This window comes from Streptomyces sp. SID12488 (genome assembly GCF_010548275.1).
Lineage (GTDB): Bacteria > Actinomycetota > Actinomycetes > Streptomycetales > Streptomycetaceae > Streptomyces.
In genome coordinates this window covers 82,964-95,155 of sequence record NZ_JAAGLT010000036.1, presented here as the reverse complement: position 1 = coordinate 95,155, position 12,192 = coordinate 82,964, and the positions used below count along the sequence as shown (strand labels likewise).

14 protein-coding genes are annotated in these 12,192 nt (G+C 68.2%); 8 read left to right on the top strand and 6 right to left on the bottom strand.

Annotated elements, in window-relative coordinates; genetic code table 11:
- On the bottom strand, window positions 1-235 hold a 235-nt coding region (locus G3I56_RS43430), incomplete at its 3' end, for a transposase (protein WP_203691545.1).
- Window positions 236-353: 118 nt separating this feature from the next.
- On the opposite strand from G3I56_RS43430, the gene G3I56_RS37050 reads away from it, so the two are divergent.
- The gene (locus tag G3I56_RS37050) at window positions 354-839 is read left to right on the top strand and encodes an SMI1/KNR4 family protein (RefSeq protein ID WP_239135323.1); all 486 of its coding nucleotides are present in this window, start codon (window positions 354-356) and stop codon (window positions 837-839) included.
- Window positions 840-1,064: 225 nt separating this feature from the next.
- Here the strand turns inward: G3I56_RS37050 and G3I56_RS37045 are convergent, their stop codons facing one another.
- On the bottom strand, window positions 1,065-2,111 hold the full coding sequence (locus G3I56_RS37045) for a hypothetical protein (protein WP_164416896.1): 1,047 nt from the start codon (window positions 2,109-2,111) through the stop codon (window positions 1,065-1,067).
- A 274-nt stretch (window positions 2,112-2,385) separates the two neighbouring features.
- On the opposite strand from G3I56_RS37045, the gene G3I56_RS37040 reads away from it, so the two are divergent.
- The 5 genes from G3I56_RS37040 (at window position 2,386) to G3I56_RS37020 (ending at window position 5,701) form a co-directional block, all read left to right on the top strand.
- The gene (locus G3I56_RS37040) at window positions 2,386-2,754 is read left to right on the top strand and encodes a hypothetical protein (protein ID WP_164416894.1); all 369 of its coding nucleotides are present in this window, start codon (window positions 2,386-2,388) and stop codon (window positions 2,752-2,754) included.
- Window positions 2,755-2,965: 211 nt separating this feature from the next.
- Window positions 2,966-3,346: a hypothetical protein gene (locus tag G3I56_RS37035; RefSeq protein ID WP_164416892.1), complete on the top strand. Its 381-nt coding sequence runs from the start codon at window positions 2,966-2,968 to the stop codon at window positions 3,344-3,346.
- A 287-nt stretch (window positions 3,347-3,633) separates the two neighbouring features.
- Window positions 3,634-4,137, top strand: coding sequence for an NUDIX domain-containing protein (locus G3I56_RS37030; RefSeq protein ID WP_343240165.1), 504 nt, complete (start codon window positions 3,634-3,636; stop codon window positions 4,135-4,137).
- A 224-nt stretch (window positions 4,138-4,361) separates the two neighbouring features.
- Window positions 4,362-5,054 (top strand): hypothetical protein, encoded by a 693-nt coding sequence (locus G3I56_RS37025; RefSeq protein WP_164416888.1) that lies wholly within the window; start codon window positions 4,362-4,364, stop codon window positions 5,052-5,054.
- Window positions 5,055-5,248: 194 nt separating this feature from the next.
- A complete protein-coding gene (locus tag G3I56_RS37020) occupies window positions 5,249-5,701 on the top strand; it encodes a hypothetical protein (RefSeq protein ID WP_164416886.1) in 453 nt (150 codons plus the stop codon).
- A gap of 213 nt (window positions 5,702-5,914) precedes the next feature.
- Here G3I56_RS37020 and G3I56_RS37015 read toward each other — a convergent pair whose 3' ends face one another.
- From G3I56_RS37015 to rox, 4 genes are all read right to left on the bottom strand, one after another.
- On the bottom strand, window positions 5,915-7,261 hold the full coding sequence (locus G3I56_RS37015) for a HEAT repeat domain-containing protein (protein WP_164416884.1): 1,347 nt from the start codon (window positions 7,259-7,261) through the stop codon (window positions 5,915-5,917).
- 360 nt (window positions 7,262-7,621) lie between these two features.
- Window positions 7,622-8,845, bottom strand: coding sequence for an MFS transporter (locus tag G3I56_RS37010; RefSeq protein WP_203691543.1), 1,224 nt, complete (start codon window positions 8,843-8,845; stop codon window positions 7,622-7,624).
- Between the two features lie 126 nt (window positions 8,846-8,971).
- A complete protein-coding gene (locus G3I56_RS37005; protein ID WP_164416882.1) occupies window positions 8,972-9,343 on the bottom strand; it encodes a VOC family protein in 372 nt (123 codons plus the stop codon).
- Between the two features lie 154 nt (window positions 9,344-9,497).
- Entirely contained in the window at window positions 9,498-10,982 is a 1,485-nt protein-coding gene (gene rox / locus G3I56_RS37000) for a rifampin monooxygenase (RefSeq protein WP_164416880.1), read from the bottom strand.
- 217 nt (window positions 10,983-11,199) lie between these two features.
- Here rox and G3I56_RS36995 point away from each other — a divergent pair, with 217 nt between their 5' ends.
- Window positions 11,200-11,754, top strand: a complete 555-nt coding sequence (locus G3I56_RS36995) for a helix-turn-helix transcriptional regulator (protein ID WP_164416878.1) — start codon at window positions 11,200-11,202, stop codon at window positions 11,752-11,754.
- 10 nt (window positions 11,755-11,764) lie between these two features.
- Window positions 11,765-12,175: a VOC family protein gene (locus tag G3I56_RS36990; RefSeq protein WP_164416876.1), complete on the top strand. Its 411-nt coding sequence runs from the start codon at window positions 11,765-11,767 to the stop codon at window positions 12,173-12,175.
- The last annotated feature ends 17 nt before the right edge of the window (window positions 12,176-12,192 follow it).

Below are 12,192 nucleotides of genomic sequence, written 5' to 3'. Positions count from 1 at the left end.
TCGACTCCCCGGCCCTCCAGCGCCGCCACAAGTCGGCCTTCATCTCGTCCGACATCCCCGGCCGACCCAGTCTCGCCACGTAAACCGTCCTCAACCAGCACTGTTGCTCTGACCGGTTGAATCTAAGCTTGGCGATCTGACCGACCGAGCGGTCACCACGCCGGCACAGCTCGACGATCTCGGCCTTGAACTCCGGCGTGAACGAACGGCGAGGCCGAGGCTTCTTCTTCCCCATGCTCTCCATGATGGACATCCTCCCGGGGCTGAACCCCTGATCTCGGATGTCCGTCAAAACGGATCAAGCCCAGACATCGAACGAGGACTGCCGTTTCCCCGTGGCCCTGGCCGCTGCTATGGCGGTCCGACTCGACTGCCACGGCGAGGACGGAGTCGACTTCGAGCCCTTCGAAGCCTTCCTCACCGCTGACGAGACAACCGACTGGTTCCGGGCATGGACCGGCAATGGGGAGCTGAACGGCGACGGCTTCCGTGTGTTCGGCCAGGACGGCACCGGTGGAAACGCAGCATTCTGGCTGATCCGCCCAGGTCGGCCGCTGGTCGAGCAGCCCATCGTCTTCCTCGGCTCCGAAGGAGAGACCGGCGTCGTCGCCCGGAATCTCGCCGCCTTCCTCTGGCTGCTGGCCGACGGCTTCGGCCCATGGGAAGCGTCCACCGCACACGGCCCCGAACCCGACTGGATACCCCGCCCCAATCATGAACTGGCGGCTATCGCCGAACAGTTCACACCAGACCACCGCGCACCGGCAGTCACCATCATCGAGCAGGCCACACAAGAGTTCCCCGACTTTGACGACACCATCATGGAACTCTGCCGCTGAATCCGGTCACCTGAAGCCAGAAGCGAGTCGGACCAGATCGGGGCACGTTCACAGCGTGACCCAGCTGGGACAGATCGAGGAGATGGCGAGCCAGACTGCCCCGGTGAGGCCGGTTCTAGGGCCCGTCGTTTGGATCATCTGGTAGTTGGACAAGGCTGCTGGCTGGAGACTCGATCGCGGTACCGATAGTGGCGTATGCGTCGGCGCGGAGGACTTCCACAGGGCTCACGGGAGCAGTTCGATGTGCGGATGGTCCGGGGATGCCGGGCAGATGTGGAGCTGCAGGTCGTAGCCGCCGATGATGTCGATCAAGGTGAAGTTGCTGGCTCTGGCGCCCAGGGGAGGCGTGGCCGGGTTCGTCGGTTCCTCCTCGGCGATCCAGGTCCCGCTGCCGCCGTCCCATTCCCAGGAGGCGATGGTGAGGAGCGGGACCTGCTCGGTGCCGCACTCGGGGCAGGGGCGGGGCTTGGGGTCGGTGCGGGGCCAGCTGCTCCAGCCGCCGGTCTTCCAGCCGGGGGCGGTAGAGAGGTTGTTCTGGTAGAGCTCGCCCGGGTCGTCTGCGTACGTGTTGTACCGCGCAGGATCGATCGTCTCCCAGCGGCTCATGTCGTCCAGCTGGTCCCGGAGCTCCTTGCTCAGCTCCCCGGGGTGGGGGAATTCGGTGACCTGCTCCGGTGAGAACAGGCACGGCTCCGGGAGGTAGCAGTCCCGCTGGACGATGGGCGGCTCGGGCGGTGCGTCGAGAACGTCGGTGACGGTGGCGGAGGAGCGCCAGAAGAGGGCTGTCCGGGGGTGGGCCATCTCGTGGTCGAAGGGGCACCAGAGGACCTGGAGGAGGTCCGCGTCGGGAGGGCACGGGAAGGGGACGTCGCGGGCGTAGAGCTGGGCGACGGGTAGGAGCGGGATCGGGCCGTCGAACCACGGGCGGCCCACCTTGATCCGCTCCCAGGTCGCCCGTTCCTCGGGGGTCCACTGGGGTGCCTCGGGGTCGAGGCGCAACCGCTCGGCCGCTACGGCGCGGTCGCGGCGGAGGAGCCGGACGTCGTCCGGTGAGTAGACCATCGGCGCCGCGTGCCTGTCGTGCGGCTCGTCGCAGTGCGGCCACGGCTCGCCGGCGGGCCACAGGAGCGGGCCGCCGACGGAGCTGTCGTGCACGGTCGGCGCCCCCGGCCGCGGGTGCAGCCGGGTCGCCGTCCGCGCCAGAGGAGCCAGCTGAGGGAAGAGCGCGGTGATGTCGAAAGGCCGCGGTGGGGTGGTAAAGATGGCGTTCATAGCGGTGATGCTGCCAGCAGCGTCTGACAATGGGCGTACCGATCTACGTCAGCTGACACCACACAGCTTCCCTATGTCAGCAGGCGGACCAGAGGAAGATGCCAGCGATGTGGAGTCCGGCCAGGTAGACGGTCGCGGTCTTCTCGTAGCGCGTGGCGATGCCGCGCCACTGGAAGCCGCCCGCAGCAGGCTTCGCCCCGTCTCGGACGACAGCACCAGCGCTCGCGAATGCCCTGATGCCGACTCCTGACCACGACAGGCCGAGGAAAGAGGCATGAAACAGCTCTCGGAGATGAGCAAGCGCGAGTACTTCGCCAACGTCGGCCAACGCCCTGGCATGTTCGTCGGCAAGACCTCCTTCCACATGCTCACCGCGTTCCTGACCGGCTACGACCAGCACGCCCTCAGGCACGGCGGGCACGGACTCGTCGGCTGGCATGAATGGCTCGTCGCACGCCGCGGCAGTGACTGCAACCACGCCTGGCCCGGCCAAGTCCTCCACATCGCGATCCCGGACGGCTGGGACAACATCTGGGACCTACCGCCCGAGGACGAGAAGCAGGCGATCAAGGTCTTGTTCAAGCTCCTCGACGAGTTCGCTGCCGAGCGCGAGATGGCACAAGGCACTGAGGCATCAGCTTGACCGGGGCGGCAGGTGGGTTTTGGCCGAATGCCTCAGATTGGGCGAGACGGACAGCATCCCTACGTCTCGCTCAATCTGAGGCACCGCAGGTCAGAGCTTGAGCATGCCTCACTTTGAGCGAGACGGGACAGCGCCATCCGTCACCGCCCCCTCGCTGAAGGACGGAGAAGGTCGAGCCTGCTGGAGCAGGAGCGTCTGGCAGCATGAGCCCGTGACCATCGTCGACGGTTCGAGTGACCCTCTCCGGCTGCTTCTGGGCCGGGAGGTGAGCGCCATCTGCTTCATGCGCGATTACGTCGAGCTGCACTTCGACGGACCGGTCTTGCGGGCACTGAGCAACCCCTTCGGCCTGTATGGCTGCCGCGTATGGCACTTCCCTGCGCAGGGAAGTCTGGAGCTCATGCGCTCCTTCATCGGCAATACCGTCGACGACTACGAGCTGCTTCCGGATCGGCTCCTCGCGGTGGACTTCGGAGAACACCGCTTTGCCATCCCGCTGGACCAGGCTTCGCGCGTGGGTCCCGAGGCGGCCCATCTAGTCGGCGTTGACGAGATAGGTCAGACCGACGCGCGAGCGATGTGGATCTGGTGACAACCATCGCGACTGAGTGAGGAAAGTGACAACAATCCCGACCAGCCGGTGACAGTCAGCACGGCCAGGGTGAAGTGAAAGCGCAGGTCGCGGGCCGCTCGGGGTGACACCTGTCTCGACCAGTCACAACCACTGCTGGGCCCCAGCGAGCCTGGGCACGGTGGGTGTCGCATTTGCGCGACGACTGTCGTCATCCGGGTCCGGCCTCCTGGTGCAGGTGCTCTGGGTCCGGTTCTGTGAGTCGCCGGGAAACGGCGTTGTCGGTGGGCTCTGCCAGGGTGTGCGTCGTGGATGAACTGGTGGAGCGTGTCGACGATCAAGATCGCGTGCTGGGGGTGGTGGTCAGCCGTCGGCAGGCCATCAGGGAGCGTTTGCTGCACCGGGTCGCCGTGACGGTGTGTCGTGATCAGCGTGGGCGGATCCTCGTTCACCGGCGGTCGGAGCAGCTGTCGCGCTTTCCCGGGCTCTACGAGGTCGTGGTCGGTGGCGCCGTGGATGTCGGTGAATCCTATGAACAGGCCGCCGCGCGGGAGCTGGCCGAAGAGCTGGGCATTCGTGTGCTGCCGCGCTTGCTGTTCGCCTTCCTCAACCGCAGCGGTTTGAGCCCTCACTGGCTCGGCGTGCACGAAGCCGTGGTGCCGGACGCCGTGGCCGCAGATCCTGATGAGGTCGCCTGGCATGGCTGGCTGACCGAGCAGGAGCTGCGGTCGGCCCTGCTGGAGTGGTGCTTCACTCCCGACAGTCACGAAGCCTTCAGCCGGTATCTCGCGTTCCGGATGTCTCAGTCCTGACCTTGCTCGGCTCGCGGGCAACGGACGCCTGCTAGAGGCCAACGCGCCTTGCATGAACGGCTGTTCGTGATACGGAGTACGGATGCTTGGTCGACTCCCGCTCGTTGAGCAGCTCGATGGCCTGCGGTCCGCGCTCTCCCAGAATGAGGTCCTGACCGACGTATCGGCACTTTCGTGCGCCGAGTCGCCCGGTACTCCGCGCCTCCGTGGTTGTCAGACGCCTGATGTTGGATGCTGACGTGACCATTCACGATGTTGCTCGGCAACTGCCCGAGATTTCCGCGCTTCGCGATCACTGCCGCTCGATGGCGGTGCTGGAAGCGATACTCAGCCCGGAATGGGCCGATCGGCACTACTCCTTCGACGCGCACTGGTCCGCCGGGGAGGAGGTGGCCTCGATGCGCGACGGATCGGGCGACGAGTTTTCCATCGTCTTCTCGGCCGTCGGTGCCTACATCCGTGGCTTCGCACACGAGTCACACATGAGTCCCTATGCCAACGACGGGCCGTGGCCGGGCGTGCTGGACGACGTCCCGGAAGCCTTCCGCTCCTGCGTCGAAGAGCCCGCGTTCGCCGACGAGGACGGAATGCCCGTCGTGACCGCCTGCGCATGGCGGGAGGTGGGCGATGGAGCTTGGAATGCGGGGGCGATCGAGTTTCCTGACGACGGTGCCGGCGATCCGGATGGCTCCGAGCGTTTGTTCCAGTTGCTGGCCGACCGGACTCCGGAAGCGTTCCAGCACTTCGCCGAGGACTACTACGAAATCCCGGTGCCCCTCGCAGCCATTCAGCACGTGCTTGCACGGCATCCCCTGACGAGCGAGGTGGTTGCCGCCTTGAACCCTGAGGTCACGGTGGACGCCCTGACAAAGGACATTGCCGAGATCGGCTATCCACTGGGCAACGAAACCACCTGATGCCAGAAGAGCAACTGCCTTACGGTTGAGTGGGACGCCAGCCGTCAACTCGTCCCGAACAACCGTAGGCACCGCAGGTCAGGCCATCGCCCCGCCCACGCATCTGGGACAGGACAGTGGCTGGTCGAGTTGGATGTCACCTGGTCGCGATACCTGTCATCGGCGCCACCCTGGAGAGCTGCCATCATCCGGAGATGGCCCACGACATAGTGTTCTTCCTCGCTCCCGACGACGAGACTGCCGCTGCGACGCGCCTGCGGGGACCGGGTCCGGCCCTCGAGTCCGTGACCTGCCGTTTCATTGAGCCGGACAGTGCCATCGCCGAGTGGGACATGTACTTTGAGGAGCCCTCGGCCGAGGTCCCACCGATTGAGCAACTCCTTGAGTGGTCGTGGCCGGAGTGGGTCACCGCCCCTTTGAACGATGGCGTTGAGGTGTTCGCTCTGCCGTCGCGGTTGACCCGGGCGTTGGCCAGCGCCAGGTCCACCCAGCTGGAGGAGCTGGCAGGTCGCTGGACTGCGAGGCTCAGATCTGCCGACGGGGACGATATGACGGACGACGATCTACTGGCGGTCCTACAGGGAGTTGCCCGGCTCGCGGCGTCGGCGGTGGGCACGGGCGGTGGTCTCTACAGCTGGAGCTTCTGACCGTCCGGTGGAACCTCTTCGAGCAGTGGTATCGCCGTCCGCTTGAGTGCCGGCTGGACTCACAGGTCGGAGCAGGTGACAACAAGGCCGACCGTCTGGTGACAGGTAGCGAGAACACTGGACTGCTGAAGCCCAGGCGGCGTCTCTTCGCGGCGATCGGTATACCGCCGTCGATGGTGTCAGCGGCCGAGTAGCGCAAGCTCGAGTTGGCGGTTACTGGGGAGACAGCGGGGCAGGAGGCGGCGGAACGGCGTCCGCGTGGATCGCGCGGCGGGTGCTGAGAGCGGCGGCCAGAAGGCTTTCGTCCAGTCTCATCTCGGCGTCGCGGGTGGAGTCGTTGACGGGGATGCGGGTACGGCTGTCGGTCAGCGCGGTCACGGACGGCAGCGCGGGGTGTGCTTGGCTGCCCATCCGGGCGAGGCCCGCCAGGTAGTACTCGCCGAACCCGTAGTCGGCCAGGTGGGGTGTCATGAGGGCGAGCAGCCGGGGCAGTGCGGAATGACCGGCGTGCCGCAGCCACAGTGGGGCGCACTCGGCTTGTGATCGGCCGGGGCGGTGGAAGGTCAGGTTGTACAGCTGGGCCGCCTGTCGGAAGGTCAGCGGGCCGGCGTCCAGCAGGGGCGCGAAGATGTCGGAGGCGTGGGCGAGGCGGGTGATGCCCACAGGCTTGGCGGCGAGGAGCGCGGCGGCGGATGCGCTGTCGTACGCCGTCGCGGTGGACGGGATCCGGCGGGCCCTCGGGGGCGGTGTGGAGGGGACTTCGATGAGGAGAGCTCCGTGCGTTCGTCTCGCCGCTTCGGAGATCGAGGCTGTCGTAAGGGCGGCGCCAAGAGCCGGGGTGGCCTTCTGGCCCTGGTGCTGGATGAGCAGCGGCAGCAGCCTGACCGGGGCCGCTCGCCAGTCGTGGCATGCCTCGCGGGCCAGGTCGGCGCCGATGTCCCGGGTGGCGGGGTCGGTGAGGAGCCGGGCCACGAGGGCGTACGTGTCGTGTTCGCGCCCCAGTTTGTACAGGGCCTGGCCCCAGAGGTGCCCGATGTCCTCCAGGTGGTGCACGGCTTCCTGGACGTCGTCGAGGAGTACGGCGTCCAGGAAGCGCCGTCGTGTGGGTGGCGCTTCCCGCAGGGTCTCCAGGTGGGCGAGGAAGCGGACCGATGCGAGGTCGTCGTCCGTCAGGTGGGCGGCGGTCGGGCCGAGTGCTCTGGCGAGGATGGTGCGTACGACTGGATCGGTGAGTTCGCCGAGGGCTGCGAGAACCGGGCCGGGCTGTCCGCGGTAGCCGACGAGGCACGCGGCTCGGCGCCGTACCTCCTCGTCGGGGTCGCCGAGCCGGGCGACTGCGGCGTTGACGGCCTCTGGCCAGGGCTGTTCGTGGGCCAGGTTGTGGAGGAGGTCCAAGGCCTCCCGGCGCACGAAGGGGGTGTCGGCGTGGGTGAGCCGGAGCAGTCGGGTGGCGACGGGGCCGGTGCGGTCGGCGCGTATCGCCTCGAAGAGCGCGATACGGGAAGGGTGGGCGGGTGTCGTGGCGGTGCCGTCGGCCACGGCCTCGTCCGGCCACGTCATCGGGCGGGGCGGAGGACGCCCTTCCGCGCTGGAGTCTCGATCACGCGGCCGATCATCCCACACGACACGACGGCTCGGGCAGGGCGTTGCAGCCTGGGCACAGTACGTGGCGGAGCTCGCCAACTGCCGGACCACTTAGCACGGTTCGAGGACGGCCGGGGGTTGCAGTTACATCGGTGCCCCGTCGTCGTACTGCCGCTCCCGCGGCAAACCCAAATCCTCGCTGAGCCCGTCGGCTCCTGGCTTGCCCAGCACAGTCGCCATAGCTCCGATCACACACCACCGCACCGACAGGCCGCACCCGGATTCCGACCTGCCGACGTGGTGCGGGGTCCGCACGGTCTTCGGTGAAGAGCCGGTTCACTGCTCCCTGGCGGTTGGTTCCGACAGGAGGCCGGGGCCTGTACCCGGGACGGCCGGCTGTCGTTCCTCGTGTCTGCCCAGCGCCGCGAGGGTCAGGGTCGCGGTGACGGATGTGGCCGCCATCAGCGTCATCGCCGTGGCCGGGGAGGTCAGTTGGGCCAGCGTGCCCGCGAGGAGGGCGCCGATGCCCTGGAAGGCGGCCATGCCGGTGGCGTGCAGTCCGAGGGCCTGACCCGCGAGGTCGTCGGGGATGAGTGACATCAGGCGTTCCTGGAGGACCAGGCTCGCGGCGAAGCCGACAGAGGCGACGGTGACTGCCACGGCTGACAGCGCCACTCCCGGCCGCAGGACGAAGAACAGGTAGGGAACCGCGAGCAGGAGGCGCAGCGGCGTCGCGAGGCGAGAGCGCAGGGCGGGCGGTACGAGGCGGCCCACGGCCAGGTCGCCTGCGAACATCCCGAGCGCGCCGAACGCGTAGAGCATGCCGGCCGCTTCGGGGGCGTAGGAGACATACAGCGAATCGCCGCCGACGATGAGGCCGTTGGGGACCCACAGGCCCAGGTAGGTCAGACGGCGGTGGCGTGAGGACCACAGGAGGGCGTTGGTGCGCCAGGTCGCCGAGAGGGACGGCCGGCCGGCGGAGCGCGGTGGGCGGGCCGTGAGGCCGAGGTGGGTGACGAGGGCGGACAGCACGTACATCGCCGCCGCGAGGAGCAGGCAGGTCCGCGGGGAGAGAAACGCCAGGAGCGCGCCGCCGGTCGCGAAGCCGGCCATTTGTGTCAGGCCCCAGAGCATGTTGAACACCGAACGGCCCAGTACATAGCCGTCCTTGGTCAGGATCTCGTTCAGCAGGCCCCCGCGCACTCCGCCGCCCAGCGACGCGACCAGACCCTGCAGGAGCACGACGGCGAAGACCGCCCAGACCGGCAGACCGGGCAGCGCGAGGACCGCCGTGCAGACTGCGAAGGAGAGAGCGAGGAGGGACAGGACCGCGCGCGGGGGCAGGCGGTCGGCGCCCGAGAGCAGGAACGCGCCTCCCAGCAGTTGCGCCAGTTGCGGGCCGAACATGCTCACCGCCGACAGGAACGGGGAGCCGGTGGCCCGGAAGACCAGCGTGGCGAGGGCCAGTCCGCCGATCGTCTGGGCCGCGGCGAAAGCGGCGAAGGAGAGCAGGAACGGAGTGAACTCCGCAGTGCGGAACAGGGATCTGTAGCTGCGCATGCACCGAAGTCTCTGAGCGTCCCGGGGCCGTGGGCAATGTTTCGGCGACACCAGAAAGGTCACGAACATAGGGCGGAGAGCGCCTGTATGCGGCCGGGGGCCACCTGACTCGTCCCGTGAGGCCGATCAGCCTCTGACGATGCAGAAGGGGTGCCCAGCCGGATCGGTGAGAACCCGTGCCTTGGCGCCATGAGGCTGGTGATCCGGCTTGCCCGCGCCCAGCTCCAGCAGCCGGGCCTCGGCCCCCTCCAGGTCCTCCCCGACCTTGAAGCAGATGTGAAGCTGCTGGGGAACGGTCTGGTCGGGCCAGCGCGGAGCCCGGTAGTCGTCGACCCGTTGAAAACCGATGAAGAGTCCGTCCTCACAGTTGAGACCCGCGAAGTCGGCGTCCGACTTCGGGTGGGGTTCGAGGCCGGTGGCCTGCTGATAGAACGCCGCCAGAGCCAGCGGATCAGGGCAGTCGAGTGTTATCGCGCTCAACTTCATCTGCAGGGGCATGGCACCTCCGGGCCGACCAGTGGACTTCCGCGATGAAGATCCTAGAGGCGGCTGCCTGCGGCTGAGCGGAACACCGGCCGTCGACCTGTCCCGCTCAACCGCAGGCACCGCAGGTCACAACCGCCCCCCGCCCACAGGCAGTTGAGGCCGGACATCAACCAACCGCAGGCCCGAACCACTTGGCCAACGGGACGGCCAGATCCCCCTGGTCCTCACCGACCCAGGCCACGTAACCGTCCGGCCGCAGGAGTGCCGCGGGTACGTCGAGCCCGTCGAGTTCGGTCAGTTCCCCGGTGTCGACGACGACGTGGTCGACGCGGTCCGCCCAGCCGGACACCGAGAGGTGGCCGGTACGGTCGAGGAGCAGGCCTCGGCCCGCGTGCATCAGCTCGTAGAGGCGGCCTTGCTTGAGCGTCAGGTCCCGCATGCGCCGGCCGAGCAGGGCGTGGCCCTCGCCGAAGTCGTAGCGGACGCCGATGGCGGTGAGCTTCTCGATCAGGTACCGGTTCACCTCCTCGAAGTCCATCAGTTCCGACAGCAGCCGGCGCACGGACTGGGGGCCCGGCTCGGTGGACATCAGATGCGTCTGCGCGCGGGTGTTGTCGAGTACGTCGGCGGCCACCCCGTGCCGTTCGGTGTGGTAGCTGTCCAGCAGCCCCTCCGGTGCCCGGCCCGCGATCTCGGCGGCCAGCTTCCAGCCGAGGTTGAACGCGTCCTGGATGCCCAGGTTGAGCCCCTGGCCGCCGACCGGCGGGTGGATGTGCGCCGCGTCGCCGGCCAGCAGTACCCGGCCGACCCGGTACCGCTCGGCCTGCCGGGTGGCGTCGCCGAAGCGGGAGAGCCAGCGCGGGGAGTGCACGCCGAAGTCGGTACCGGCGTACGCCCGCAACTGCTTCCTGACCTCGTCGAGGGTCGGCGCCGAGCGGTCCTCGATCACCCCGTCGGCGGGCACGACGACGCGGTACACCCCGTCGCCCCCCAAGGGCCCGAGGCCGAACCACTTCTGCGTTTTGCGGACTTCCGCCACCACCGCGGCGACCGTCTCCTGCTGCACACCCACCTTCATCTCGCCCAGCAGCGCCTGGAGGCGGGTGGGCTCGCCGGGGAAACCGACGCCGAGCAGTTTGCGTACGGTGCTTCGGCCGCCGTCGCAGCCGACGAGGTAGCGCGAGCGAAGCGTCGTGCCGTCGGCGAGTTCCGCGGTCACGCCCTCCTCGTCCTGGCTCAGCCCGACCAGCTCGCAGGAGCGCCGGACCTCGGTACCGAGTTCGGTGGCGTGCTCGTACAGCAGGCGGTCGGTGATGGTCTGCGGGATGCCGAGTACGTACGGATGCGCGGTGTCCAGCCGGGCGGGCGCGGGCTTGCCCATGGCGGCGAAGAAGCCGCCGGCGACCGGGTACTGCTTTCCGTGCGCGAGGAACCGCTCCAGCAGACCCCGCTGGTCCATCACCTCGATGCTGCGCACATGCAGACCGAGCGAGCGGACGACCGGGGTCGGTTCCGCGTCCCTCTCCAGTACGACCACGCGTACGCCGTGCAGCCGCAGCTCGGCGGCCAGCATCAGGCCGGTGGGACCACCGCCGACCACGGTCACGTCCACGTCCATGCCAGCGTCCACCTCGACGTCCACGTCCATCATGAAAACCCCCCATTTCGGCAGCCTCGATTGCCGTGATCTCCGCGATTTCCGCAGGTCCGGACTGCCTCGGCCGACGATTCTGCGGCACGACGGGGGTCTTGCCGCCAGCCCCCCTGTGGGCTATAGCTTGAGAGTGGAGGGGAGTGGACGCTCTCCACCGTCCGAGCACTCGCGCAGGCCCGGACCAGCCCCCGCGACCCGGTGGTACCGTCGCCGAATGGACCCGCAGGAACTGGCCAACCTCGCGCATCTGCGTCGGGCCCGGGATCTGATCGACCGGGAGTACGCGCGTCCGCTCGACGTCCCGACGATGGCCAAGCACGCGCTGATGTCGCCGGCGCACTTCTCGCGGCGGTTCCGGGCGGCCTACGGCGAGACGCCGTACAGCTATCTCATGACCCGCCGTATCGAGCGGGCGATGACGCTGCTCCGCGCCGGCATGAGTGTGACCGACGCGTGCATGACCGTCGGCTGTACGTCGCTGGGCTCGTTCAGCTCACGGTTCACCGAGATCGTCGGGGAGCCGCCGAGCACGTACCGCGGCCGGGAGCACGACGCGGTGACAGCGATGCCCGCCTGTGTGGCGAAGGTGACCACCCGGCCGAGCAGAAACGGTCCGGGCCCGGACGCGTCGAGTACGGGCGTGTCGAGTACGGACGCTCCGACCACGGACGCTCCGACCACCGGCACACCGGCCACCAGCGCACCCGCCGGGGACATCGGGAACGTACCGAGCAGGATTCGAGAAGCGGGCCGTACCGCCGCCGCCTAGCTTTGACGGCATGGACATCGCACTGCAGTACTGCCACATCACCGTCAACGACCCCGACGAGGCGCTCGCCTTCTACCGCGACGCACTCGGCTTCGAGGTCCGCAATGACGTCGCATCCGGCGAACACCGCTGGGTCACCCTCGGCAGCCCCGCGCAGCCGGACCTCGAAATCGTCCTCTCCGAACCGCACGCGGGCCGCTCCCCCGCCGACGGCGACACCCTGCAGGAACTGCTCACCAAGGGCGTCATGCCGATGTTCGTCTTCCGCACCGACGACCTCGACGGCATGTTCGAGAAGGTACGGGCATCCGGCGCCGAGGTGCTCCAGGAGCCCATGGACCAGGGATGGGGCCCGCGCGACTGCGCGTTCCGGGACCCTTCGGGCAACCTGGTACGGATCTCGCAGAAGCCGAAGGGCTAGGGACCGGACCAGGGGCT

Excerpts from the sequence above, each read along its gene's own strand:
- G3I56_RS37040 (WP_164416894.1), top strand. The coding sequence starts at position 2,386 with ATGAAACAGCTCTCGGAGATGAGCAAGCGCGAGTACTTCGCCAACGTC.
- G3I56_RS37010 (WP_203691543.1), bottom strand. The coding sequence starts at position 8,845 with ATGCGCAGCTACAGATCCCTGTTCCGCACTGCGGAGTTCACTCCGTTC.
- G3I56_RS36990 (WP_164416876.1), top strand. The coding sequence starts at position 11,765 with ATGGACATCGCACTGCAGTACTGCCACATCACCGTCAACGACCCCGAC.
- G3I56_RS37045 (WP_164416896.1), bottom strand. The coding sequence starts at position 2,111 with ATGAACGCCATCTTTACCACCCCACCGCGGCCTTTCGACATCACCGCG.
- G3I56_RS37005 (WP_164416882.1), bottom strand. The coding sequence starts at position 9,343 with ATGCCCCTGCAGATGAAGTTGAGCGCGATAACACTCGACTGCCCTGAT.
- G3I56_RS37025 (WP_164416888.1), top strand. The coding sequence starts at position 4,362 with ATGTTGGATGCTGACGTGACCATTCACGATGTTGCTCGGCAACTGCCC.
- G3I56_RS37020 (WP_164416886.1), top strand. The coding sequence starts at position 5,249 with ATGGCCCACGACATAGTGTTCTTCCTCGCTCCCGACGACGAGACTGCC.
- G3I56_RS37015 (WP_164416884.1), bottom strand. The coding sequence starts at position 7,261 with ATGACGTGGCCGGACGAGGCCGTGGCCGACGGCACCGCCACGACACCC.
- G3I56_RS36995 (WP_164416878.1), top strand. The coding sequence starts at position 11,200 with ATGGACCCGCAGGAACTGGCCAACCTCGCGCATCTGCGTCGGGCCCGG.
- G3I56_RS37050 (WP_239135323.1), top strand. The coding sequence starts at position 354 with ATGGCGGTCCGACTCGACTGCCACGGCGAGGACGGAGTCGACTTCGAG.
- rox (WP_164416880.1), bottom strand. The coding sequence starts at position 10,982 with ATGATGGACGTGGACGTCGAGGTGGACGCTGGCATGGACGTGGACGTG.